The organism is Rhodococcoides navarretei, from assembly GCF_038069675.1.
GTDB lineage: Bacteria > Actinomycetota > Actinomycetes > Mycobacteriales > Mycobacteriaceae > Rhodococcoides > Rhodococcoides navarretei.
The window spans coordinates 2,412,026-2,437,338 of sequence record NZ_JBBPCN010000001.1 but is presented as its reverse complement, the minus strand read 5'-3'; the positions used below and the strand labels follow the sequence as shown (position 1 = coordinate 2,437,338).

The window sequence follows — 25,313 nt, the reverse complement described above, 5'->3', positions numbered from 1 at the left end:
GTGTTGAAGTCATGAGATCTCCTGTGCTGCAATGGAAGTGTCGTGAGCAGAACTGATCGTCCGGGAATATGCCCGCCAGCCACCGAACTCGCTGATGTCGTCGACGGTGTGCCCCTCCGCACCGGTCTGCACAGTGGCGTCGCAGACGTAGCCGAGAACGTCGGAACCGTCGGCCAGCAGTACTCGTCCCAGAGCGAGTACCGCCGGCATTCTGCCCGCGAGTACCGCAAGAGAAGTGGCGGGCAGACGCCACCTCTCCACGTCGATTGCGCTGCCGCCGAATGGAACTCGCAGCAGACCGGGTGTCGGATCGGCGGATCCGATCCGAAGCAGTGTGTACGTGGGCGCGGTGGAGGTGGCCTCGACCAGGGACCCGCCCAGCTCGAGCAACTGCGGGTTGGCCCGCTCCCCCGACAGGTGGTGCCCGGCAACGACGATGTCGATTGTCTCGACTGCCGACCCTTCGACTGCGGGAGGCGGTGAGACGGCGCGCCCTTCTCCGAGTAACCGGGCCGCGACCGCAAGAACAGTATCGTCGGCCAACGCAGGCCCGATCACCATGAGACTGACCGGTCGAGCGTCCTCGGTGAGCCCTACGGGAACTGCCACGGCCGTCAGGTCGAGAAGGTTCCCGAAGTGGGTGTAGTGACCGAGTTTCGTGTTGCACGCGATGGGGTCTGCGAGAACCTCCGGCACGGTGAAGGTGGTGCCGATGGTCGGCACGATCATCACGTCCATCGACGTCCAGAGCTGGGCGACGCGAGCGCGAAGGTCTTGCAGTGTCTGCAGTGCACGGAAGGCATCGGCGGCGCTGTACTTCCGACCTCCCAGAAATATCTCGCGGACCATGGGAACGATCGAATCGGGCTTCGCGCTGAGGAATTCGTCGAACTCGACCAATCGCTCGGCGACCCACGGCCCTTGGTACAGTAGCGAACCGGCATCGAGGAACGGCGCGAGATCGACTGTGGCGGTGCGTAATCCGTGCTCGGGGAGCGTCCGGCGCGCGGCCGAATGGGCGTCGAACATGGCCGCGTCGCCGAAGAAGTCCAGCTGCTGCAGGTCCGGCAGTCCGACGGTGATCTCACACCCGTCGTACTTCTCTCCGCGCGAACGTGCCCAACCGTCCGCTGGATCCTCGGCGCACATGACGTCGAACACGAGGTCGAGGTCCTCGACGGTGGATGCCATCAGGGTGATGCAGTCCAGCGACTTGCACGCGGGGACGAGTCCGACGGTGCTGATCAGGCCGCGCGACGGCTTGTAGCCGACGATGCCGTTGAGCGCAGCAGGCACTCGACCCGATCCTGCGGTGTCGGTGGCCACACAGAACGGCACCTGCCCGAGGGCCACGGCCAGGGCCGAACCGGAACTCGAGCCACCCGAGATCATGTCGTTGCCGTAGACGCTCCGCGGAATGGGGTGCGGCGTACGAGTTCCGTTCAGCCCGGTCGCAAACGGGTCGAGGCTGGTCTTGCCGACGAAAATGGCTCCGGCGTCGACCAACGCCTGCACTGCCGGGGCCGTCGAATCCGGTGTGTAGGCGTAGTCGGGACAGGCGAGGGTGGTCGGGTATCCGGCCACGTCGATGCTGTCCTTGACTCCGAACGGAATTCCGTACAGGGGCAGCGACACTGCGTCCGATCGCGCTTCGAGAGCCGCGGCGGCCGCGAGCAAGTCCGCACGGCCCACGACGGTGATCCACGTTCCGTCGTCACCGCGTGCAGCCACAGCGGTCGAGAACGCCTCCACCGTTGCCGTGGGAGTCGACGTGCGGGATCGGTACGCCGCGAGCATCTCGGCAACGGTCGAGCCGAGCGCCGGTCCCAGGTCTGAATTCATACCGTCGATTGTCGACAGTTTTCTGTTACTGCAGGTTGTTGCCGTGTTTCGAGTCTGTTAGGAAATACTCTCGAGATGCAGGTAGGTCAATTCGCCATGCTGCTTCAACGCAGCGAGCGCCACCGACACGTCGTTCGATTCGATGGCGTCGAGCAACCACTCGTGACGCCGGATCCCGTCGACCGGATTGGCGACTCGGGCTTCTTCTCGGAGATTGCGGGCCATCGGTAGCTGCAACTTCAGCAGGATCGGTGCATACGCCAGATCGAGTTGGCGACTGCCGGCCAACGCCACGATGGCCTCGTGGAAACGCCGGTGGGCATCGTCCTTCTCCAGGGTGTCGCCCCGCGCATCGGCGTCACGCATCTCGTCGAGCGCCTTTCGTACCGGTGCGAACGCACCGCCGCGAGACGACGCGAGCGGGAGCGCACGCTCGAGCGCATGCCGTTCGAGAACCTGACGCAACTCGAAGAGTTCGAGAATGTCCTCTGCCGACCACACCGTCACTCGGAACCCGCGACGTGGGAGATGCTCGACCAGACCCTGCTCGGCCAGCAGTCGCAATGCCTCACGTACCGGTGCTCGGCTGATCCCGAGGCGCGCGCACAGGGTCTCCTCGACAACGCGGGATCCGGGTTCGAGCGCGCCGCTGAGCACCTCGGATCGGACCTGGCGCGTCGCCATTTCGACAAGACTCTGCGGCAAGGAACCGTGTTCCGCCGGTGCAGCCATGACGCCAGTGTACGAACATGTTCGGCGATTGGTGCGCATCCGATGCATCGCCCAGTCGAATTCCGAGCGCTCGGGGATCCCTCCGGCGGTAGAATGGACGGCATATGTGGATTGGATGGATAGAATTCGACTTCCTTCTCGGCGATGTTCACTCACTCAAAGAGAAGCGCTCAGTGATCCGACCGATGATCTCCGAAATGCAACGCAAGTTCGCGGTGTCGGTCGCGGAGACCGACCACCGCGAGTTGCACAGACGAGCAGGCATCGGCGCGTCCGTCGTCGCAGGCGATCGCGACCACGTCACCGATGTCCTCGATCGAATCGAGCGTGTGGCGGCCTCACGTCCCGAGCTGCAACTCGTCTCCGTTCGGCGGCGCACCATCCGAAGCGACGACGTCTGAGACCCGCCCCACCGGGTCATCGACGTACGTCGAACACCTGCTTCTGAATTCCGTTGCCGTAGACCTCGTGTTCGACCAGTTCGAGATGCGTGGTGTCCTTGTCGGCCGCACTGAACAGTCGCTTTCCCGCCCCGAGCAGGAGTGGAAATACGAGCAGGTGGTATCTATCGACGAGGCCGGCGTCGGCGAGACTTCGTCCCAGGGTGGCGCTGCCGTGTATCGAGATCGGCCCACCATCGGAGTTCCTGAGCTCGGCGACGTCGTCGACACCGCGCAGAATGGTTGCCGGCCACCGTGAGTCGTCCTGCTGGAGCGTTGACGACACCACGTACCTCGGCATCGCGTTGTACCCGGCGAAATCGTCCATCGTTGGCCAGATCGGCGCAAATGCCTCGTACGAGGTGCGCCCCAACAGCAGCGCACCGGCCTCTTCTTGCTCGCGCCCCTTGATCTCGTAGGCTGCCGGGTCGAATTCGATGCCCTGAAACGTCCAACCGGAGTTGCGATAGCCCACCTCGCCGCCCGGTCCTTCCATCACGCCGTCGAGCGAAACGAACGCGGTCACGATCACAGTGCGCATGGACGGTCCTTACCGGTGCTGGGATGCGGGTGCCGGAATCGTAAACCATCCGCCCGCCGAATCCGTCGATACGATCGACCGATGATTCCCCGCGACATCTTCCGCCCGGCGTGGGACGACGACCCGATCGTGTCCGACTGGGCTGGGTTTCCCGCCCTGGAGCGTGAGAGCACCGCGGACGTCTGCGTCGTCGGCCTCGGAGGGTCCGGTCTGGCCGCCGTCGCCGACCTCCTCGACCGTGGTGTCGATGTCGTCGGAATCGACGGAGGACGAATCGCTGCCGGAGCCGCAGGCCGAAACGGCGGCTTCCTGCTCGGTGGCCCCGCGACCTTTCTGCACAGTGCGCTCGCGGCATGGGGTCCCTGTGCGGTGGATCTGTATCGAGGGACTCTGGCCGAGATCGACTCGCTGGAAGGGCTTCTCGGATCCGGCGTCGTCCGCCGCACCGGATCCATCAGACTCGCGGGAGTCCCCGGTGCGCCGATCGAACTCGCCGATTCGGAGGACTGCGACGCGCTGGCACAGTGTTTGCGCGAGAACGGCATTGCCGTCGAGCGGTACTCGAGCGATCTGGGGCACGGCATCTTTCTGCCGGACGACGCGGTGATGAATCCCGCGCGTCGCGCGCTCGGGTTGGCGTCCCTGTTCTCGGGCCGCGCCCGACTGTACGAGCACACGCCTGCGACCGCCATCGAGCCTGGAGCGGTCACGACGCCGAACGGAGCGGTTCGGTGCGGCCTGGTTCTCGTTGCCGTCGACGGCCGACTCGAACAGGTACTCCCCCAGCTCGACGGACGGGTCAGGACCGCACGTCTGCAGATGCTCGCCACCTCGTCCATCACGCCGGGACGACTGCCGTGCCCCGTGTACGGACGATGGGGCTACGACTACGCGCAGCAGGACGCGTCGGGACGGCTGTATGTCGGGGGCGGTCGTGACCTCTTTGCCGAGGACGAGTGGACACCGTCCGGTGAACCGACCGCGCAGGTGCAGAACTACATCGAATCTGTCGCGACATCGTTCGCCGGAGAGCCCGTCTCGGTAGATGCACGATGGGCCGCATCCGTCGGGTTCACCGCCGACGGACGCCCGCTGTGCACGTTCGTCGACGACGGCGTGGTCGCGTTCGGCGGCTACAACGGAACGGGAAATCTGGTCGGCCCGGTCACCGCTCGCGCCGCCGTGGCGCTCGGACTCGACGCAATTGCCGTGCCGCAGTATCTGAGCAGTTGACTCATGGCAGGGTGGACCGATGGCCGAAGAACCCGAACGCACCGAGGACGGTCGCTACCTCGTCATCAAGGGTCGACGCTGGCGCGCAACGGATCCTGACATACCGGAGGATCGCAATGCCGAGTTGAGGTCGATCCTCATGGCGTGGCGCAGGGAGGTCAAACGCACGTCGGGGGCACCGGAATCTCGCGCGGGGGTACAGGCCGCCAAGGTCGCTCTCGGCGAGCGGGGAACACCGTGGTGGGAGCAGTCCGACGACGAGCGACGGGCCCGATGGGAAGCGAAAGTGTCGCGGCCGGCCGAAGCCGACCGGTGACTTTCCGTCGTGGGTCGTGTCTATTGTTTCGACGGATGTCGTCGATGCAGTTCAACAAAGCTCGTCCAGCGAAGAAGGAGACCGTGCTCATGTCCATTCTCAATCCCTATCTGTCGTTCCGAGACAACGCCCGCGAGGCAATGGAGTTCTATCGCTCGGTCTTCGGGGGCGAGCTCACCGTCACAACGCTCGGCGAGGCCAACGCCAGCGAGGATCCCGCCGATCAGGACAAGATCATGCACGGCCAGCTGACCACCCCGAATGGGTTCACTCTGATGGGTGCGGACACTCCGTCGTCGATGGAGCACACCCCCGGCAACACCATGAGTGTCTCGCTCAGCGGCGACGAGGAGGACGAGCTGACGGGCTACTGGAACGCGTTGGCCGTCGACGCGCAGTTCACGATGGGTCTCGAGAAGGCTCCGTGGGGCGACACCTTCGGTATGTTGACCGACAAGTTCGGCACGCAGTGGATGGTCAACATCGCCGGATCCTCCACCGGGAGCTGAGCACCCGCTCCGGCCTCTACTTCACGATGATCTTCGGCGGGACCACCTGCCGAAGGCCTTCGGGCCCCCAGCCCCGATCCAGTGCCACCAGCAACAGTGCACAGCCGATACCGGACAGGACGAGCGCGGAACCGAACATCGCCGTGTAGCCGAGCAGGTCGCCGACCACACCGGCGGCAATCCCGGCCGCGCCCTGTGCGAAGACGATCGCACACGCCATCAGCGTGTAATCGCTTCCTGCGAAGCGCTTCTCGGAGGCGTCCATCATCAGGGCGAACACCGCCACGGTGGCCGCTCCACCGAGCACGTGCTCGGTGATGTTGGCGGTGACCAGAAGCGGAAAGCCGCCGATGCCCAGGGACGCAACGACATACAGGGCAAGGCTCAGTGTTTGGCTCACGCCGCCCACCAGCAGGGCCCGGCGACGTCCGTGTCGGAACGACAACCATGCCCCCAGAGCGGCTCCACCGAGCGCGGCCACCGACGACAGACCGCCTTCGACCAGAGCAATCTGCGGTAGTGACAGTCCACTGTCCGACAGAAACGGACCCACGAGCGCCGATCCCATCGAGTTTCCGAACTTGAACCCGATGATCAGCAGAATGAATGCGACCATGCCGGGTCTGCGCAGCCGTGACCACCAAGCACCGGCAAGCTTCCCCGGCGTCGGGCGCTCGGCATGCGGGTCGGAGTCTTCGTCGGCTGCATCGAGTTGTCTGCGCATCCACCAGACGGGGACCGTCGTGAGCACGATCAGGAGCGCCATCGCGACGAACAGCACGCGCCATCCGGCAAAGGTGAACAGCCACAACAGCAGGCCGCCACCGCACACCATTCCGATCCGGTAGGCACCGACCTGTAAGCCGTTGCCCAGCCCGCGCCGCGCCGCGGTGAGCGTGCGCACCGCTATGCCGTCGGTCGCGATGTCCTGCGTTGCCGAGAGGGCATTCATGACGAAGATGCCGACGAACAGCCAGCGCAATGTCGAGGACAGATCGAGGAACGACAACGCCAGTGCCACCGCCGCGGCAGAGCACTGCAGCGTCAGCAGCCACCGCCGCCTGGATCCGTAGCGATCGACGTACGGTGCCCAGAGAAACTTGAGCGCCCACGGCAGGAACAGCACACCGGTCGCACTGATCTTCACCAGGGAGAACCCCGACTCCCGGAGTACCACCGGCAGGGCCTGGGTGAAGAATCCGAACGGTAGTCCCTGTGCGAAGTAGAGCGCCCCCAGAAGAGTGAGGGTCCCGGCGGTGAACGACGCCGGGCGCACCGCGTTGGTCATGACGGTCATGGTGTCAGAGCGACGCCGACTCCGCCGAATGCGCAACCGGCTGACGAAGAATGGTGCGCAGCTTCGCGGGCTCGACCCGGCGCGCATCGCTCAGGTAGATCTCGTGATGCTTGCCCGTCATCGTCAACCCGGAACTCGGGATGTATCGGTCATGCAGTTCGGCGAGTACCGATGCCTCGTCGTCGTAGGAGCCGATGTGCAACGTCTGCACGCACAATCCTTCGTCGAGGGTCTCCAAACGAACCCTGCTGGACGCATCCGAGTTGCTCTTCGAGGCGGCGGTCGCCATCGCCGCCTCGAACATCGGACGGTCGATCCAGTCGGGCACCATGATCATGGCGGTCCAGTTCCATTCGCTCTTGTCCCTCTCGGTGGTGAACGACGTCATGTTCTCGGCCCACCACAGAGCCTCGAGCGGCGGGACGACGTAGTCCCGTTCGAGATTGTTCTTGCTCGCGAACTTGAGAGCATAGGCCACGGGGTAGAGCGCCGCGATCGCTCCGGCGTACTCCGACGCGGTGTTCGGATCGCCGTGTCCGTCGATCATCAGGTAGGTCAGCGGCGGAACGACGAGGGTACGAAAGGTGTTGTGCCGTGCCGAATATGCGTCGAGCGTCTTCTTGAAATCGACCATCATGACACCCGCTCCGATTCGACCGTGGGATCAGCGTACCGAACGTTCAGCGCTTTCCGGCACCGCCGTTCAGACGAGCCACGCGCGTTCGTCGTCGCTGAATCGGTTGACGGTGCCGCGGGTCGCAATCGCCCTGTCGTACATGGTCGCCAGCACATCCAGCAGGGGCCTGTTCAACGAATCGAGTGCATTCTGGCGTGCCACGATCTCGTCGAGGCGCTCGGCGAGTTCGGCCAGCACCGCCGAACGGTCGACTGTGGTGACGCGTCCGCCCTCGACGACGATCCGGCCCGCCACGATCACGGTATCGATCGAGGAGCCGTTCTCGGAGTACACCAGTTGCCGGTCGAGCTTCTGCCGAGGCGTGAAAGCCATGGTGTCGAGGTCGAAGATCACCAGGTCGGCCTGCATCCCCACCTCCACGGTGCCCACGGTGTCCTGAAGGAGCGCACTGCGGGCCCCGCCGACGGTGCCTGCGTGCAATACCTCGTCCACCGTGGGCCAGGTGGTGAAGTCCGGATTCGTCACCTTGTGCAGCAGCGCAGCAGCTTTCACGACGTCGAGCATCCGGGGAGAATCACTGCTCGAGCATCCGTCGGTTCCCAATCCGAGGTTCACGCCCGCGGTACGCAGGGCGTGCCACGGGGCGATTCCCGATCCGAGCTTGAGGTTCGAGATCGGATTGTGCGAAATCGACGTACCCGCCGAGGCGATCATCGACATATCGTCTTCGGTCAGCCAAATGCCATGCGCCAGGGTGGTATTGGGCGACAGTGCGCCGATCCGATCCATGTATTCCACCAGCGAGCCGCCGTACATCTCCGTTCCCGTGACCAACTGGGTCTTGGTCTCGAGGACATGGATGTGGCATTCGGCGTCGAATTCGGTCGCCAACTGCGTGGCACCGACCAGAAGGTCCGCACCGCACCGCTGCGGTGCGGACGGCGCGACCATGTATCGCAGACGACCGTTGCCTCGACCGTGATACTGCTCGAATGCTCTCCTGCTGAATGCGAGGTACTCCTGCGTGGTGGGAACCGGATGCGACCGAATCTCGGACGTGACCTCGGGCGACAGGTAGCCGGCGATGAACGGCACGGTATCGACGAACGGTTTGCTGATGACGTGTCCGGAAATGTTCGCTCGGATGCCGATCTCTTCGTAGGCGTCGAACACCGCCGACAGTTGCGCCCAATCCTGAGTCGGGTTTTCGAGAACGTCGTCGACGATCGTCGTCACGCCCGCTTCGAGCGACTCGATTGCGAACAACGTGCTGCGCAGACGAACCAGATCGGGCTCGACGCGACTGTCGCCGAGGATCGGATAGGCCATGGCCATCCACATCTCGAGGGGCAAGTTGTCGTATCTGCCCTTGTAGAACGTCTCCCAGGAATGTGTATGTGCGTTGACGAAACCCGGTGTCACCAGCCTGTCGCGGCCGTCGATGATCGTATCGCCTTCGGCGGGCACGAGATCACCGGCGACTGCAGTGACGACGTCGTTCTCGATCCGGATGCTGCGAACGATCGGTTCGGAACCGGTGGACGAGTCCATGGTGATGACGTGCGCGTTCCTGATGAAGATTCCCATGTTTCCTTCCTTGACTGTGCGGAGCGATGACGGCGAGTAGCTATTCGACCGGCTATGGTGCCGGAGCCTGCTCCTCGGACTGTTGCTGACGAATCATCCACTGTCGATGCGACTTTCGTGCGAGAAGGTAGTAGGTCAACGCTGCAGCACTACCGCCGACGAGCCACGAGATGTCGAGACCGCCGAGCGCCTGCGAACCGAATCCCTGCAATGGCGGGACCATGCCGTTGAGAAACATCCAGGTGCCGAAGATTCCCACGGCGAACGCCGCTAGTGCACGCCAGTTGACGTCCTGCATCCTCGTCGAGCCCACCTCGTCGAACAGATGGCCGTAGCGGGTGCTGGCGCGCTCGAAGACGTAGTAGTGCACCAGCATGATCGCGCCCCATGTCGCCACCCACCCCACCACACCGACGAGCCAGGCGTCGAGGGTCTGCGCCGCATCTTCCTGGAAGACGAAGAACACGCTCGCGGCCAGTGCGAGAACGCCGACCACGAGATTCAGCGTCCGCCGACTCAACTCGATGTCGAGGGCCTGCGCCGTCACACCGAAGCTGTAGACGTTGAGGACGTTCGTGGCGATGGGGCCGTGCAGAACCAACAGCAGCACCGGGATGGCGAGCGCACCGAAGTTCTCGACGATGAGCTTGCCCGGATCGACGGAGCCGTTGGTGGTGGCCAACGTCGCTCCGAGCACACCGAGCCACACGACGGGGATCAACTGTCCCAGTGCACTGACCAGGTACAGCTTGCGTCGCGGAACACGCGTACTGACGAAGCGGGAGTAGTCGGCGGCGTAGGTCAGCCACGTCAGGCCCCAGCCGATTCCGATGGCCGTCATCACGGCCGACATGGCGACGATGCGCTCGGTGCCAGCCAACGCGACGCCGTCCGGACCGGAGTAACTCCAGTCGATGTCGAGGTGAAACCAGGCCACGATCGACATCAGAACCAGCACCACGACGGTGGGCGGAACCGTCCAGCGCTCGAAAGCCGCGATCGCCCGATATCCGGCCATGGAGATACCGACCTGGACCGCCATGATGGCTGTAGCCACCGCTACCTTCCATCCGACGTTCGCGGCATCCGGGTCGACCCATCCGAGTTCGCCGAACAGAGCCATCACCAGATCGAGGACGATCCATGTGTTCACCGCGCACCAGCCGACGACCACCACGGCCTGGACTGCGGAGGGGACATAGTTGCCTCGACGGCCGAAGACCGACCGACCCAACAGCATTCCGGTCGTTCCCGTTCGTTGCCCGAGCAGAACGAAGAATCCGAAGATCGCCATTCCGATGAGGTTTCCGAGGACGAGCACTGTCAGCGTGTCGGCCAGGCCGAGGCCCATGCTGATGCCGAGCGCGCCCAGGACCCAGTTGATCGGTGCGATGTTCGCACCAGCCCATATCCAGAACTGACCGGACAGCACGGTGGTTCTCTGGCTCTCGGGAATCGGTTGCAGCGAATCCTCGACGTCGTGGGAATGTGTGGTCACCGTGAGCTCCTCGGGATGCGGTCGACCGGCGGTTCGGTCGGCCTGGTGAGAAGCCTCGTGCCCGTGTGTTTCCCGAACCCTTACGCAATGTAAGCCACTCGTAACAGCGGGTGGACAGAATGTCACCTGTGAATGTGATCGACGCCTTCCATGACGTCTATTTTTCCGCGGCGCGACCCGAACTCGTCGCGGGAAGGCGTTCTTCGACGCGGTCTCTGCGGTGGGTTCATGCCAGCGAGCAACTCGACATCGCACCGCTCTTGCGTGGCGGGGAGCTGATTCTGATGGAGGGTGTGTACTTCGGCGCGTGTTCCGACGCCGATCTGGTGACGTACCTCGAGTCGATGGATGCCGCAGGAGTCGTCGGAATCGCGGTGGAGACGGGGGGAATCCTCGACGTCATTCCTCGATTTCTGGTCGAGCATGCCGAACGGATCGGCTTTCCAGTGGTGCATCTCCGACGCCGTGTGCCGTTCGTACAAGTATGCGAGAGCATCAACAGTCAACTTGCCGACTCGGCTCTGCGTCGGCTGCAGATGGCAAACCGTATGTCGCGGTTGTTGTCGGCCTCGATCGAAACGGACGGGGCGGTGGACGCCGTTCTCGATGTGCTCGGTGTCGAGACTCGGTCGTCGGTGACGCTGCATTCGGCGTCGGGAGATCTGATCGGACGATCCGGACTCGTTACCGAGCCATCGGATTTCACCTCGTTCGAGGTGCCCGTCACCAGTGGCGGTCGCGACGTCGCGGTGTTGACCGTGGCTCCAGGACCCGATGCCGACATCTATTCGATCAACGCCGGACTGGAGAGAGCTCCGGAAATCCTGTCGATCGCGTTGCTCAGCGCGCGCCCGGCGAGGGTGGAGGACCGACTGCGCACCCGCTTCTTCTCACTGTTGTCAGCGATGAATTACCCCACCTCCGATGTCAACGGCCACCTCGACGGGGTCGCCGAGCGCATGGGTATGCCCGAACACGACGCCTACCAGACGGTGTCGGTCGAATTCGACCACGACCCGGCCGCCGGCACGTGGCAGCGCACAGTGGAGTCGGTGTCGCCGAACAACTGGTGCGAGAAGATCGGCGACCGACACGTCGCGGTCCTTGGTTTCGCCAGCCAGGAGATGCTCGACGCCCGACGGCCGGTTCTACTGTCGATGTTGCAGGCGCCGCAGTTGCGTATTCGACGAGCCGGTGTCGGTCCGGGAGCCTCCGATCGCCACGGTCTGCGCCAGTGTTTCAACACCGCCACAGCAGTAGTCGCGCTGGACCTCGGCCCTCACGACCGCATCCGCGACGCGCGCGATTTCGCTCTTGCCCTCCTGGTGGAGTCGATGTCGGAGAAATCCACAATCGAGAAGTTCGTCCACGATCAGATCGGACCATTGCTCGCACACGATCGGGAGCGGCACGGAGAGTTGTACGCGACGCTGCTGGCGTACATCACCCATTGGGGTAGCAAGACCGAGACCGCGAAAAGCCTTCGGATACAGAGGCAGACACTCTATCAACGGCTCGATAGGCTGTTCGACGTTCTCGGTCCACTGCCGGCAGGCTCCCCTCGATTCCCGGGGATCGCGACTGCGGTGTTCATCGAACAGGCCCGCCGCCAAGGCTGTACCGGCCCCGGCGGCTGACCCGTCTACCGATCCATGTCACGCCTCGGCATCGACCTTGCTCGGCTCACCTCGACGCATCGCCAGGTACTCGGAGAGTTCACGCTTGACCACCGGCAGCAGCAGGTACAGGCCGGTGATGTTGACCAGCGCGAGCAGGAAAAGCGTTGCGTCCGCGAAGTCCAGCACCGAGCCGAGCGACAGCACGGTTCCGATGACGGTGAACATGCAGAACATGACGTTGAAGAAGGTCCGCGACAGGCGGCTGCGTCCGAACAACGAGGTCCAGGCCTGCAGTCCGTAATAGGCCCAGGTGATTGCGGTCGACAGCGCGAACAACGCAACCGCGACCGTCAACACGTACGGGAACCACGGCAGCACCGTCTCGAAAGCGTCGGAGGTGAGTGTCACGCCGCCTGCGGGAAGCTCGCCGGTCTCCGCGACGATCGCCCGCTGGTCCTGCCACGTGACGGTGTTGGCGATGACAATGGTCAAAGCGGTCGCGGTGCAGATGACGACCGTGTCGATGAAGGGCTCGAGCATGGCCACGAAGCCCTCGGTGACCGGATGCCTGGTCTTGACGGCCGAGTGTGCGATGGCCGCCGAGCCCAGCCCTGCCTCGTTCGAGAACGCGGCGCGCTGGAATCCGATGATCATCACACCGAGTACACCGCCCGCCACTCCCTCCGGCGAGAATGCACCGTCGAAGATCGCAGTGAACGCGGTGGGAACCGAGCGGAAGTTGACGGCGATGACGACGCCACACGCGACGATGTAGACCAGCGCCATGGTCGGGACCAGCTTGGCGGTCACCGACGAGATCGACTTCATACCGCCGATGATGACCAGCCCGATGATGAGCGCGATGACGATACCGAACACGGCCTTGGCACCGTCGGACCCGAGGAACCCGTCCTCGCCGCCGGTGACGGATCGGACCTGTGCGTACGTCTGATTGGCCTGGAACATGTTGCCGCCACTGATGGCGAAGAAGGTGATGATGATGGCGTAGAAGACGGCCATGACCTTGCCGACCTTCGCAAGACCCCGCTCCGCGAGTCCCTTGGTGAGGTATTTCATCGGTCCGCCGGAGACGGTGCCGTCCTCGTTGATGTCCCGGTATTTCACACCCAGGGTGCACTCGACGAATTTCGATGCCATGCCCAGCAGGCCGGCGAGAATCATCCACAGGGTGGCACCGGGTCCGCCCAGCGTCACTGCAACCGCGACGCCCGCGATGTTGCCGAGACCGACGGTCCCCGACACCGCGGCGGTGAGGGCTCTGAAGTGGCTTACTTCTCCGGGAGCGTCGGCCTCGTCTTCCTTGCCGCTCACCAGGATCAAGGATCTCTTGATTCCGCGAAACTGAATGAATTTGAAGGTGACAGTGAAGATGACGGCGCCGAGGATCAGCCACAGCACGATCAAGGGCACGGCAGCACCACCGATGTCCACGGTGAAGAAGACGAAGTTCGACACCGCGGCGGAGATCGGATCGAATGCGTTGTTGATCGCTGTTTCGATCGACTTGAGTGTGCCTCCGTCCGCGGCCAGAAAATCGGGTGCGAGGGAGTGAGAGCTCATGACTTCGAGTCAACAGCACGCGGACCGCAGGCGACGCGATTTACCGAATTTCGCGCGATAATTTACGTGATCTTGACCGAGCCGGAGGGTCACATCGAAGATCTGGCCGGTATTCGTCGCAAAAGGACTGTTGCAGCATCGAGTACGACATGGCGGTCGTAGGTGAGGCGATAGTCGTACAGGGCGGTGCCATCCGCGGCCACGCCTCGCTCGACCGCGATGAGCGCCACGCTCGACATCGGAGCAAGGATCACGATCGAACGTTCCAGCGCCAACGGTTCGTCCGTGCCCACGACCACCGTCCGAAAGTCGTGCGGTGACGGTGCGGGCTGTGAGTCGAAGACCGCCGTGAGGGCCGTACGCGCCGAGAGGTCGTCGAAGATCGCAGCCCGCGCGGCCGTCAGTCCGGTCGACGCACTCACCGTCGCCAACACCACTGTCGACGAACCGGTTCCGTACGCACTGTGCAGCAGACTGTTCTCGATCGCGTCGAGCAGGGTCGAATCGGCATGCCTGCGAGCACCGAGCGAATGGGTGAGGCCGTACGGTGTCACTGCCACGGGAGCGCGCACGGTGACCGTCGCGTCCAGGTCGAGCGAACGGCCAGGCTCGGACACTCGACCGAATTCCGGCAGAGCTTCCGGTGCGCCGTACAGATAGCCCTGTCCCAGAACCGCACCCATCGCGCGGGCATAGCTCTCGTGGAGTTCGGTTTCGATTCCTTCGGCCAGCACCAGAGCCCCGGTGCGCTCGGCCTCGGCGGCCACGGCCGCGACGATGGCAGCAGTCTCGTTGCTCGAACGGCCCTGCACGAGTGCCATATCGAGCTTGATGACGTCGGGACGCAGCAACGGGATCAGTGCCAGGCTGGACGAATCTGCCCCCACGTCGTCGACGGCAACACGCCACCCCAGGTTTCGGGCGTGCTCGGCCGCCCTGAGCAGCCCGGCCGGATCGCCCATCAGGTCGCGCTCGGTTATTTCGACGATGATCGACAGATGCGACGCGGCGGCAAGGGTCGGTAGACAGTCCGGAGGAGGTGCCGCATCGAGGGCGCTGGGTTCGGCATTGACGAACAGCGCCAGACCGTCGGGATAGCCTGCCTCGACGGCACCTCCCAGGGCGCTGAGTCTGCACCGCCAATCGAAATCCGCGGTGGCTCCCTGCTCACGCGCGGCACTCAACAGCTCCGTCGGAGCGATCGGTGGACCGTCCCCACACGTGCGCACCAGCGCTTCGAATCCGACCACGGCGCGCCCGTCCAGAGTGACGATCGGCTGGTACGCCGATGTGATGTCGATCGTCATCGGCGACAGCTCCGCGTTCGACGAACGTGGGCGCATGGGTGGACCCTCTCTCGATATTGCTCGATATGTCCCCACCCGGGGGACATCATGCCCGACCCGACCGTGATTGCGGCACCGGACTGCAGTCTGCCCGTCGATACGTTCGCTATAAGGTGCTCGAAAGAGTCGACGAACGGCGGTGAATCATGGTGGGACCGGACTCTCGTCCTCGCACTCCTCACGATCACCTCTTCGCGGGCCGCTACCGACTCGGCACCGTGTTGGGGCGGGGTGGAATGGCCGACGTCGTCCACGCCGAGGACCAGGTCCTCGGCAGATCCGTAGCAGTGAAGATCTTCCGCAGCGGTGAGCCGCCGGATACTGCCCAGCGCATCGATGCCGAAATTCGGACTCTGGCATCGCTTTCACACCCGGGCCTGGTGACGCTGTACGACGCGGGCACCGCACTCGATGCGACCGGGGTTCTGGTGCCGTACCTGGTGATGGAACTGATCGACGGTTCGACTCTCGGCGCTCATCGCGAGGGCCGACGAATGCAGGTGTCCCACGTTGCGCAGATCGGATGCGAGATCGCGGAGGCGCTCGCCTACATCCACGCCAGAGGTGTGGTGCACCGCGACATCAAACCGGCCAACATTCTCGTTGCTCGGACTCCGGACGCCGGGGGCGGACCGTGCACAAAACTCGCGGACTTCGGCATCGCCCGCATCGTCGACGCCGAACGGCTCACCGAGCACGGCACCACTGTCGGCACTGCGCACTATCTCAGCCCGGAGCAGGCGACGGGTACATCCGCGGGCCCGCCAACCGATATCTATACGCTCGGCCTTGTTCTGATCGAATGCCTCACCGGCACAATGGCGTTCGAGGGGAGCGCCGTCTCGGCAGCGGTGGCGCGCCTGCACCGCGATCCTGCCGTACCCGAGGGACTCGGGCCCGAGTGGCACACGCTGTTGACGGAGATGACATCCCGGCGCCCCGAGGATCGACCGGACGCAGCGGCCGTCGCACACCGATTGCGCGCACTCGCGCGAAGCACGACACCCCCTCCCCGGACAACCGTCATGCCCGTCGAACTCACCGACGTGGTTGGGCCCTCGGATGTCACAGCGTCGACCGCTCCCGAGTCTCCGCGCCGTCGGTGGATGATTCCCGCGGCGGCGGCGCTGTTCGTCACGCTGGGAGCGGCGATCACCTGGGTTGCGGTGGGCACCGGCGAGGAGCCGGAGCCCATGTCGCCGCTGACACCGGCACCGACACCGACACTCGTGCAGTCGACCACCGTCGAACCCACGACTCCTGCATCTGCACCTGCGACCTCGATTCCGGTCTTCTCGAACCCACCCGCGCCCGCACCCGTGCCCACGGCCGATCCGGTTCCGATCGAGCCTGCGGTGCCTGCCCCGCTACCGCCGAGCAACGGCAACGGAAACGGCAACGGCGTTAACGGAAACTCCGGGAACGGGAATGGCAACTCCGGCAACGGAAACTCCGGGAACGGGAACGGCAATTCCGGACGAGGGAACTGAGCCCATGGCCTTCGGCAGACAGGAGTGACGGTGACACACGTCGATACTCTCGTGGTCGGCGCAGGGATTTCCGGCTTGGTCGCTGCGTCACTTCTGCATCGCGCCGGTCAGCGTGTAATCGTCCTCGAGGCCCGAGACCGCGTCGGTGGTCGAGTGTGGACGGTACGTACGGACGACGACATTCTCGACGTGGGTGCGTCCTGGATTCACGGGACGGACAACAATCCGCTCGCCGATGCCGTTCACGCTTTCGGGATACGAACATCCGAATTCACCGTCGGCAGCTACCAACCGGACGGCAGACCCATCGCGTACTACTCCCCCACCGGGACCAGGTTGAGCGAGGAGGCCGTCGCACGGTTCGCCGACGACGTTCGTCACTTCGACGAACGGTTCGCCGCGACGATTGCACAGTCGCCCCCGGGGACGTCGTTCGGTGACGCGGTCGAAACGACTCTGAGACAACTTGATTGGAACAACGACCGAGTCGATCGCGTGCGCGAGTTCCTCGGGCATCGAGCCGAAGAACAATTGGGGGTGGACCGAGATCTCCTCGACGCGCACGGTTTGGACGACGACGCCATCGAGGGCGACGAAGTCGTGTTTCCCGACGGCTACGACGAACTCGCTCTTCGGCTGGCCGAAGGACTCGACGTCCGTCTCGAACACGTGGTGACGCACGTCCGTTGGGGCCGAGACGGGGTTCTCGTCGAGACCGGGGCCGGGATGTTCTCGGCCAAACGCGCCGTGGTGACAGTGCCGATCGGAGTACTTCAGTCGTCGTCGTTCGTTGTGGAACCTCCTCTACCGGAGCCTGTTTCGGGTGCGTTGAGTCGTCTCGCCATGAATTCCTTCGAGAAAGTGTTTCTACAATTCCCGACCGCGTTCTGGGACGAAAACGTCTATGCCGTACGGCAGCAGGGCGAGGCCGGACACTGGTGGCACTCCTGGTACGACGTCACTCTTCCGCACGGGCACCCCACTTTGCTCACTTTCGCGGCGGGACCGTGCGCACAGCAGACTCGGCACTGGTCGGACGCGCGCATCGCGGACTCGGTTCTCGAGGCGCTGCGCGGCCTGTACGGCGAGCGTGTCGTCACGCCGGACCGCGTGTATGTCACGCGCTGGCAGGACGATCCGTTCTCGCACGGCTCGTACTCGTACATGACGGTGGGTTCGCGTTCACGCGATCACGACGATATGGCGACTCCGATAGGAGATGTGCTTCACCTCGCCGGTGAGGCGACCTGGAGCGACGATCCTGCAACCGTTACCGCCGCGTTGAGGTCGGGACATCGTGCGGCAGAACGCATTTTGGCGCGTTCGGTTCCGTTCGGCGACATCTGGGCTCCTGCGGAGCACTGACGTCGACCGTCGAACTCGACACCGTGCGGCTCTGTTCGGTGAAAACTTCCGTCCATCTGCGAGTAATGTGCTGTCGACGCACCCACACACCGAGCACTACAGGATGGCACCGTGGATACCGTCAGTTCAGTAATCGACTTCTTGGCAGATCGTCTGTACAGCGTATTTCTCATCTACTTGCTGATCGGTGTCGGACTGTATTTCACCGTCCGCACCAAGTTCGTTCAGGTTCGACTGCTGCCGTCGATGTTCAAGGCAATCGGCGGATCTCGTTCGGACGCGGAAGGCGGCATCTCCGCTTTCCAGGCATTCTGCGTCGGTCTCGCTTCCCGGGTGGGTACGGGAAACATTGCCGGTGTCGCCATCGCGATCACCCTCGGTGGACCCGGCGCAATCTTCTGGATGTGGCTCGTCGCGGTGGTCGGTATGGCGACGGCGTTCATCGAGGCGACTCTGGCGCAGATGTACAAGGTGCGTAATCCCGATGGCAGCTTCCGAGGCGGCCCCGCCTACTACATCCAACTGGGCCTGGGTTCGCGTCGCTGGGGAATCGTCTTCGCGTGCCTGCTCATCTTCGCGTTCGGCTTCGCATTCAACATGGTGCAGGCGAACACCATCACCGAGTCGTTCTCGTCCACGATGAACATCGACGCGGGGTGGATTGCAGTGTTCCTGGTGGTGCTGTCCGCTCCGATCCTCTTCGGTGGTGTCCGGCGAATCGCGCGGGTGGCCGAGTACGTTCTGCCTGTCATGGCCGTGGTCTACGTACTTCTCGCACTCGTGATCGTTGCGATGAACCTAGGTGAGATTCCGACGGTCTTCGGTCAAATCGTGTCCAGCGCATTCGGCCTGAACGAAGCGATCGGCGGCACGACCGGCGGAATCTTGGCGGCCATGCTCAACGGAGTCAAGCGCGGACTGTTCTCCAACGAGGCAGGTATGGGAAGTGCACCCAACGCCGCAGCGACCGCGACGGTGTCGCATCCGGTGAAGCAGGGATTGATCCAGTCGCTCGGAGTTTTCTTCGACACCATCGTCATTTGTAGCGCAACGGCATTCATCATCCTGGTCTCGGGCGTCTACGACATCGGCAACCCGAGTGGCGTGGCCGGCGCGGTCCTGACCCAGGATTCGATCTCCGCTCAACTGGGAACGTGGACGACGATTCCGATGACGCTGCTGATCTTCACATTCGCATTCTCGTCGATCCTGGGGAACTACTCGTACGCGGAAGTGAACCTCAACTTTCTCGGCGTCGAGGGCAAGCTCCTGAATCTGTTGCGCACCATCGTGCTTGCGGCCATCGGCTTCGGCTCACTGTCCGCGCTGACGACGGTGTGGGCGCTGGCGGACGTCGCCATGGCCGCGATGGCCACCGTGAATCTGGTAGCCATTGCGCTGCTGGGCAAATGGGCCTTCGGTGCCTTGGCGGACTTCGAAGCCATGCGGCGTGAAGGTCGGGACGACAAGTTCGTCGGACGCGGCAACAGTCACCTGCCGGGCGATCTTCCCGGCGACGTGTGGGATCCGGTCCTGGACAACGATGCGGCGGTGAACAAGCCCGACATCGCCCGGTAGCGCCGCGCGCCGATTCGGACTTTCTGGACAATTCATTGGTTAGGGTGATGAGACGTCCACACCGAGGAGGTCCCATGACGCAGATCGGCGACGACGCGAAGGCCGGGCCCACACCCGAAGGCCACGAGTTCGACGAAGTCGATCGGAGATCGGCCGGCGAACGAGAAGCCGAGGTGCAACCCGGTCGCCGCACCCGCCAGTGGGTCGGGCTCGGTGCCGGTATCGCGCTGGCAGTTCTCGCCTATCTGGTGCTTCCCGAGGACGTGGCTCACCCGGCGCGGTTGACCGCGGGCACTGCGGTATTGATGGGCATCTGGTGGATGACCGAGGCCGTTCCGATCCCTGCAACCGCCCTGATACCCCTCGTGGTCTTTCCGGTGTTCGATTCCGGCGTCGCCGTCAACGATGTCGGTGCCTCGTACGGCAACAACATCATCTTTCTGTTCATGGGCGGGTTCCTGTTGGCGCTGGCCATGCAACGGTGGAATCTGCATCGCCGCATCGCGCTGCTGACGGTCAACGCGATGGGCACGAAGCCCACGATGGTGATCGCCGGGTTCATGATCGCAACAGGCTTTCTGTCGATGTGGGTTTCGAATACGGCCACCGCTGTGATGATGATTCCGATCGGTGTCTCGGTCCTCGTACTGGTACTCGACATCGGCAAGAAGGCCGGAGCTGTTCCCGGCTCCGACGATGACACGACCCCGGACGCCGAGACCATCACTCAGGCCGTCATCAAAAGCAATTTCGGCACCGCACTGATGCTCGGTATTGCCTACGCGGCATCGATCGGCTCGCTCGGAACCATCATCGGCACTCCGCCCAACACCTTGCTGGTCGGCTACCTGGAGGGTCAGGGAATAACGATCGGGTTCCTGCAGTGGATGATCGCCGGTGTTCCGCTCGCCGTGATCCTTCTCGTGATCGCGTGGTTCCTGTTGACCCACGTGATGTTCAAGCCGGAAATCGACGACATACCCGGTGGCAAGCAGCTGATCAGAGGCGAACTCGACGGCCTCGGCAGAATGTCGCAGGGTGAAATCCGAGTCGCGGTCATTTTCTGCCTTGCGGCCGCGTCCTGGGTGGGTGTTCCACTGATCTTCGACGATGCGCCGATTTCCGATACCGGAATAGCCATGACTGCGGCGCTGCTTCTGTTCCTGCTCCCCAGCGGCAGCAACAAGGGCGTGCGCCTCATCGACTGGGAGACCGCCGTGAAGCTGCCCTGGGGCGTATTGCTCCTGTTCGGCGGCGGGCTCGCGCTTTCTGCCCAGTTCGAGTCCAGCGGCCTGACGGAGTGGATCGGTAGCGTTGCGGGCGGTCTGGACACGATCCCGCTGGTCATGTTGGTGATCATCGCCACGGCCGCAATCATCTTCCTGACCGAGATCACCAGCAATACCGCGACGGCCGCGACGTTCCTACCGGTCGCAGGTGGCGTCGCGATGGGCATGAACATCGATATTCTGGTCCTGACCGTTCCCGTCGCACTGGCAGCAACCTGTGCGTTCATGTTGCCTGTGGCGACTCCGCCGAATGCGGTGTCCTACGCCAGTGGCTACATCACGATCGGTCAGATGATGCGGGGCGGTTTCTGGCTCAATCTGATCGCCATCGCATTGATCACTCTCGCCGCCTACACGGTGTTCGCGTGGTCGCTGGGCATTCAAATCTGAAACTTTCACGCATCCGACCGGAAGAGTTCGGCTGATTTTGCCCCGACAACCGTGATTTGGGTTTACGATGGCGACTTCATCCAGGCGGATGTCCCGTTTCAGGTGCGCGCCGCCATCCCCTGGTCGGTGCTGAGTCGGCGTTGCCGTCGGCTCGGCAAGGCACGGGGGTTGGGGCATGGTCTCGGACGTCATCGACTGCAGCACGGTCTTCGCACACGACATCGAGCAGGTATGCGGGGTCTTGAGCGCGGTCGAGTTGTACCCGCGCTACTTCCCGGGGCTCGACTACTGCATTCTCCGCGAGGCCACGGACGGCTACCGATGCGGAGTCGGCGGTGTCGAGCACGCCCTCGACCTGGTGGTGAACAGACGAAACCGGCCGATCATCACCATCGAGCATGTCGAGTCCGGTGGATTCATCAGGTTCACCCTCACTGCCCGCTCGGCCGGTGAGACGAAGATCGACGTCACGGTGTTCAGAGCGGGCCTTGCCGGGTCCTACTCACCCCAACCCGAACACAATCGCGCTGTGATCGAGTGGGTGATGGGTGGTTTGGCCAGACTGGACAACTCTCTGTCCGGTACCCCGACGTCGTTCGTGTCCAACACCGGAGACTCTCGGTCGCTACCGCTGGCAATCATGAAGACGATGGTGGGGACCGGCGTCATCCGGGCCGCACGTCCCGACCGCGCGTATCGGCAGCTGAACTCGCTGGCGAAGTGGGGCTTCACCCTGGGAGGTGGTTTCGCTGCCGCGGCTGCGAAGTCACCGAACGAGATCGCCGTGATCGACGACCGGGGAACCCGCACATTTGCCGAGATCCACCACCGAGCGCATCGCATCGCAGCAGGTTTCGACGCATCCGGAATCAGTCCGGGAAGCACCGTGGGGATCCTGGCCCGCAATCACTCCGCGATGATCGAGTGCACCGTCGCATGCGGAATGCTCGGAGTGGAGGTGGTCCTTCTCAACACCGGTCTCGCGGCGCGCCAGATCGAAACCATCGCCGCCCGCCATCAACTTCGAGCACTGTTCGTCGACGACGAGTTCGACTCGATGGTGCGCTACCTACCGGACGACGTCACCCGCGTCAGCCTGTCGTCTCACACCGCCGTTCCGCGTCGGCGCACCCTCGAACATTTCGTCGCAGCGCCGTCCGCCACGTTCACCAGGCCGGATCGGCCCGGCTCGGTGGTCGTGTTGACCTCAGGGACCAGCGGGGCACCGAAGGGGGCGGTTCGTCCCACTCCGAAGGGCTTCGGAACCGTCGCGGCAATGCTGTCCCGAATGCCCCTTCGGATGAACGAGCGGATGTTGATCGCGGCACCGATGTTCCACAGCTGGGGATTGGCGGCGCTGCAGATCAGCACACCACTCCGCGCGACGGTGGTTCTCCAGGATCGATTCGACCCCGAAGAATGCCTACGCGCCATCGAAACACACCGCTGCACTTCGTTGATTGCGGTTCCGATCATGCTGCAGCGACTTCTCGACCTGCCCGACGAGGTTCGATCACGCTACGACACCTCGAGCCTGCGGGTCGTCGCGTGCAGTGGGTCCGCGTTGACCGGATCGACCGTCAGCCGCTTCATGGAGGTCTTCGGTGACGTGCTGTACAACTTCTACGGTTCCACCGAGGTCTCGTGGGCCACGATCGCTACCCCTGACGACCTGCGCGCAGCCCCCGCCACCGCCGGACGCCCTCCTCTTGGTACGACGGTCGCGGTACTCGACGCGAACGGCACTGCCGTTCCGGTGGGAATCCTCGGCCGAATATTCGTCGGCAACGACATGCTGTTCGACGGCTACACCAACGCCGAACCGCCGCCCACGGCGTCCGCCCGCGGAGCTGCCCTGATGGATACCGGCGACCTCGGCTACATCGATTGCAACGGACGGCTGTTCGTCTGCGGCAGGGACGACGAAATGATCATCTCCGGAGGCGAAAACGTCTTTCCCGGCCCCGTCGAGGATGCCATCGCCAATCTTCCTCAGGTCGGCGAGGTCGCGGTCGTCGGCGTGCCCGACCCTGAATACGGGCAGCGTTTGGCCGCGTTCGTCGTCGGTCGCGGAGCGGCCGGCCTCGATGCGGACATGGTGCGTGCCTACATTCGAAATCGGTTGAGCCGCTTCTGCGTTCCCCGCGATATCACATTCCTGGACGAACTGCCCCGAACCGCGACCGGCAAGGTGATCAAAAGGATGCTGATCGAACCGCCCACCGCCGCGGGAATGTAGCCAACGGGCCGCGAATCGACTGCGAACAGCGATCGGGCCCACGTCGCCATCGATGCCGTTGCTGGCTCTCGAGCTGCCTCGGCGACGCCTCATCTCGTGGGTCGCCCACTTTGTGCCGCGCGTTGTACTTACTGTCTCAGTTGCTTAACTATTCAGAATCTGAGACTGTTGTTCGCCGACACGGGAGGAACGCGAATCGCTATGTCGAAGGCATCGGAAGACCCCCGAGAGAGACGGCCCGCCCAGGAACGAGGCGCGCATTCTTCCTTTCTTCAGTTGTTCCTCGAAGCAACTCGCACAGAACAAGTCTCCGACGGCACACAGCCTTCACGCGACGACCGTGACGGCGGGCCGGCTTCTCTGCGCTGAGCAGATCGACTGATACCTCTGTCCTGGTTCCATCACCAGAGCCGGTCCCATGCCTGGTAACTGTCAGCGACCCATAGGGTTACCGAAGATCAGGATCGGAGGCCGTCATGGACACATCGTTGGCGCTGATTGCCGTGGTCGCCGGCTTCGCCGTCGTTCTGGGAGTCTTCGTCGTCATTGCTCGCATACTTCGCTCACGGATGCGGCGCGGTCGCTTTCACGGAATCGACAGTGCTGTCGGAGGATCGGCCTTCATGGGCTCACCACGCGAGCGTGGGATCACTCCACCTGATCACGATGCTCCGCGCTCGGACACCGAACAGATCGATCCGTAGCCGAGTTCGCCTCCGCCTGCGGTTCCGCTAAAAACCCCTGCCACGATCTGTCGACACCGCCGAAACCGTCATCCACACGGCGGGATACTGCGGTGCGCCTGCCGCACTGGCGGCGATGCGCGTCGTGCAGAAGGTGCTCGACGCGGAACTGGGGCCTCTGGCGGTGCCTGAGAGAGACGACGAACGAGTCGAATGACCGATGATGGTACCCGCGCATAGTGCCGACGAATTGGGTACACCGGAGCCATGCCGGAACTACCCGAAGTCGAAAACGCCCGACAGGTCGTCGAAAAAGCTCTCGGTCGCGTCATCGTCGACATCGATGACACCGACACGTTCGAGTGCCGACCGCACATGCCGGGTGATATCGCCCGTGCACTGACGGGCGGGAAGCTCACCGAGGCGCGTCGGCGCGGCAAGGCGATGTGGTGCGAAACCGTCACGGCCGACGGCTCCAGCGGTCCGACCCTCGGCATTCACCTCGGCATGGGTGGACGCGTCATTGTCACCGCTCCCGACGGGGAGCGGACGTCGCAGTACGGGGGTGGCGACCCTCATGTCGGTGAGCGTCCGACCGACAAACCGGAGTGGACACGGTTCTCCATGACGTTCGACGACGGCGGGCAGCTTCGACTGTTCGACAAGCGCCGCCTCGGCCGGGTTCGACTCGAACCCGACATCGACGCTCTCGGCCCGGACGCGGCGGAGATCACGCGCGACGACTTCCGTCACCGAATCGGTTCCAGCGGTGCGCCTCTCAAGGCACGCCTGCTCGACCAAGCGGCGATTGCGGGCGTGGGCAATCTACTGGCCGACGAGGTGCTCTGGCAGAGCGAACAATCCCCGTCCAGGCGGGCCAAGACGCTCACCACGGACGAGCTCGACGAACTGCGCGTTGTTCTGCGCCGCGCGGTCAGATCGGCGATCAAGAAGGGTGGTGTACACACCGGGGAGATCATTCCGTTCCGGAAAACGGATGCGGCCTGCCCTCGATGTGGTGCGCCGATGACGCGCGGAACGGTGGGTGGCCGGACGACGTGGTGGTGTTCTCGAGAGCAATCCTGATCCGATCCATCATGC

Annotated in this window: 21 protein-coding genes; 12 read left to right on the top strand and 9 right to left on the bottom strand. The window is 63.7% G+C overall.

The features are described from left to right. Nucleotides 1–9: 9 nt before the first annotated feature. Nucleotides 10–1,842, bottom strand: coding sequence for an allophanate hydrolase (gene atzF / locus AABD04_RS11605; RefSeq protein WP_341441262.1), 1,833 nt, complete (start codon nt 1,840–1,842; stop codon nt 10–12). 57 nt (nt 1,843–1,899) lie between these two features. Then, on the bottom strand, nt 1,900–2,574 hold the full coding sequence (locus AABD04_RS11600) for a GntR family transcriptional regulator (protein ID WP_243610246.1): 675 nt from the start codon (nt 2,572–2,574) through the stop codon (nt 1,900–1,902). Between the two features lie 104 nt (nt 2,575–2,678). Between AABD04_RS11600 and AABD04_RS11595 the strand changes: the two genes are divergently transcribed. Next, complete coding sequence (locus tag AABD04_RS11595) at nt 2,679–2,975, top strand: DUF503 domain-containing protein (RefSeq protein ID WP_341441261.1); 297 nt, start codon at nt 2,679–2,681, stop codon at nt 2,973–2,975. Between the two features lie 16 nt (nt 2,976–2,991). Here AABD04_RS11595 and AABD04_RS11590 read toward each other — a convergent pair whose 3' ends face one another. Next, entirely contained in the window at nt 2,992–3,555 is a 564-nt protein-coding gene (locus AABD04_RS11590; RefSeq protein ID WP_341441260.1) for a dihydrofolate reductase family protein, read from the bottom strand. An 81-nt stretch (nt 3,556–3,636) separates the two neighbouring features. Between AABD04_RS11590 and AABD04_RS11585 the strand changes: the two genes are divergently transcribed. The 3 genes from AABD04_RS11585 to AABD04_RS11575 are packed head-to-tail and all read left to right on the top strand — an operon-like array spanning nt 3,637 to nt 5,613. Continuing rightward, complete coding sequence (locus tag AABD04_RS11585; protein WP_341441259.1) at nt 3,637–4,788, top strand: NAD(P)/FAD-dependent oxidoreductase; 1,152 nt, start codon at nt 3,637–3,639, stop codon at nt 4,786–4,788. A 19-nt stretch (nt 4,789–4,807) separates the two neighbouring features. After that, a complete protein-coding gene (locus tag AABD04_RS11580) occupies nt 4,808–5,104 on the top strand; it encodes a hypothetical protein (protein WP_341441258.1) in 297 nt (98 codons plus the stop codon). Between the two features lie 44 nt (nt 5,105–5,148). Beyond that, on the top strand, nt 5,149–5,613 hold the full coding sequence (locus AABD04_RS11575) for a VOC family protein (RefSeq protein WP_341441257.1): 465 nt from the start codon (nt 5,149–5,151) through the stop codon (nt 5,611–5,613). Between the two features lie 16 nt (nt 5,614–5,629). Here the strand turns inward: AABD04_RS11575 and AABD04_RS11570 are convergent, their stop codons facing one another. The 4 genes from AABD04_RS11570 to AABD04_RS11555 form a co-directional block, all read right to left on the bottom strand. Continuing rightward, entirely contained in the window at nt 5,630–6,901 is a 1,272-nt protein-coding gene (locus tag AABD04_RS11570) for an MFS transporter (RefSeq protein WP_341441256.1), read from the bottom strand. A 13-nt stretch (nt 6,902–6,914) separates the two neighbouring features. Continuing rightward, complete coding sequence (locus tag AABD04_RS11565) at nt 6,915–7,547, bottom strand: GyrI-like domain-containing protein (RefSeq protein ID WP_341441255.1); 633 nt, start codon at nt 7,545–7,547, stop codon at nt 6,915–6,917. 66 nt (nt 7,548–7,613) lie between these two features. Next, a complete protein-coding gene (locus tag AABD04_RS11560; RefSeq protein WP_341441254.1) occupies nt 7,614–9,134 on the bottom strand; it encodes an amidohydrolase family protein in 1,521 nt (506 codons plus the stop codon). A gap of 52 nt (nt 9,135–9,186) precedes the next feature. Then, complete coding sequence (locus tag AABD04_RS11555) at nt 9,187–10,632, bottom strand: purine-cytosine permease family protein (protein ID WP_341441253.1); 1,446 nt, start codon at nt 10,630–10,632, stop codon at nt 9,187–9,189. A gap of 119 nt (nt 10,633–10,751) precedes the next feature. On the opposite strand from AABD04_RS11555, the gene AABD04_RS11550 reads away from it, so the two are divergent. Then, a complete protein-coding gene (locus AABD04_RS11550) occupies nt 10,752–12,269 on the top strand; it encodes a PucR family transcriptional regulator (protein ID WP_341441252.1) in 1,518 nt (505 codons plus the stop codon). Nucleotides 12,270–12,287: 18 nt separating this feature from the next. Here the strand turns inward: AABD04_RS11550 and AABD04_RS11545 are convergent, their stop codons facing one another. Next, on the bottom strand, nt 12,288–13,832 hold the full coding sequence (locus AABD04_RS11545; RefSeq protein ID WP_341441251.1) for an alanine/glycine:cation symporter family protein: 1,545 nt from the start codon (nt 13,830–13,832) through the stop codon (nt 12,288–12,290). 89 nt (nt 13,833–13,921) lie between these two features. Then, nucleotides 13,922–15,139, bottom strand: a complete 1,218-nt coding sequence (locus tag AABD04_RS11540) for an EAL domain-containing protein (protein WP_341441250.1) — start codon at nt 15,137–15,139, stop codon at nt 13,922–13,924. A 185-nt stretch (nt 15,140–15,324) separates the two neighbouring features. Between AABD04_RS11540 and AABD04_RS11535 the strand changes: the two genes are divergently transcribed. The 7 genes from AABD04_RS11535 to AABD04_RS11505 all read left to right on the top strand — a co-directional run bounded on the left by AABD04_RS11535 (nt 15,325) and on the right by AABD04_RS11505 (nt 25,298). Beyond that, nucleotides 15,325–16,668, top strand: coding sequence for a serine/threonine-protein kinase (locus AABD04_RS11535; protein ID WP_341441249.1), 1,344 nt, complete (start codon nt 15,325–15,327; stop codon nt 16,666–16,668). 30 nt (nt 16,669–16,698) lie between these two features. Further along, nucleotides 16,699–18,033, top strand: a complete 1,335-nt coding sequence (locus AABD04_RS11530; protein WP_341441248.1) for a flavin monoamine oxidase family protein — start codon at nt 16,699–16,701, stop codon at nt 18,031–18,033. A 111-nt stretch (nt 18,034–18,144) separates the two neighbouring features. Next, a complete protein-coding gene (locus AABD04_RS11525; protein ID WP_243596131.1) occupies nt 18,145–19,611 on the top strand; it encodes an alanine/glycine:cation symporter family protein in 1,467 nt (488 codons plus the stop codon). Between the two features lie 74 nt (nt 19,612–19,685). Continuing rightward, entirely contained in the window at nt 19,686–21,290 is a 1,605-nt protein-coding gene (locus AABD04_RS11520; protein WP_341441247.1) for an SLC13 family permease, read from the top strand. A gap of 175 nt (nt 21,291–21,465) precedes the next feature. Continuing rightward, complete coding sequence (locus tag AABD04_RS11515; protein WP_341441246.1) at nt 21,466–23,529, top strand: AMP-binding protein; 2,064 nt, start codon at nt 21,466–21,468, stop codon at nt 23,527–23,529. A gap of 476 nt (nt 23,530–24,005) precedes the next feature. Further along, nucleotides 24,006–24,233 carry a hypothetical protein gene (locus AABD04_RS11510; RefSeq protein ID WP_341441245.1) on the top strand — a complete coding sequence of 76 codons (228 nt, stop codon included), beginning with the start codon at nt 24,006–24,008 and terminating at the stop codon, nt 24,231–24,233. Nucleotides 24,234–24,479: 246 nt separating this feature from the next. After that, nucleotides 24,480–25,298 (top strand): Fpg/Nei family DNA glycosylase, encoded by an 819-nt coding sequence (locus AABD04_RS11505; RefSeq protein WP_341441244.1) that lies wholly within the window; start codon nt 24,480–24,482, stop codon nt 25,296–25,298. Nucleotides 25,299–25,313 lie beyond the last annotated feature (15 nt).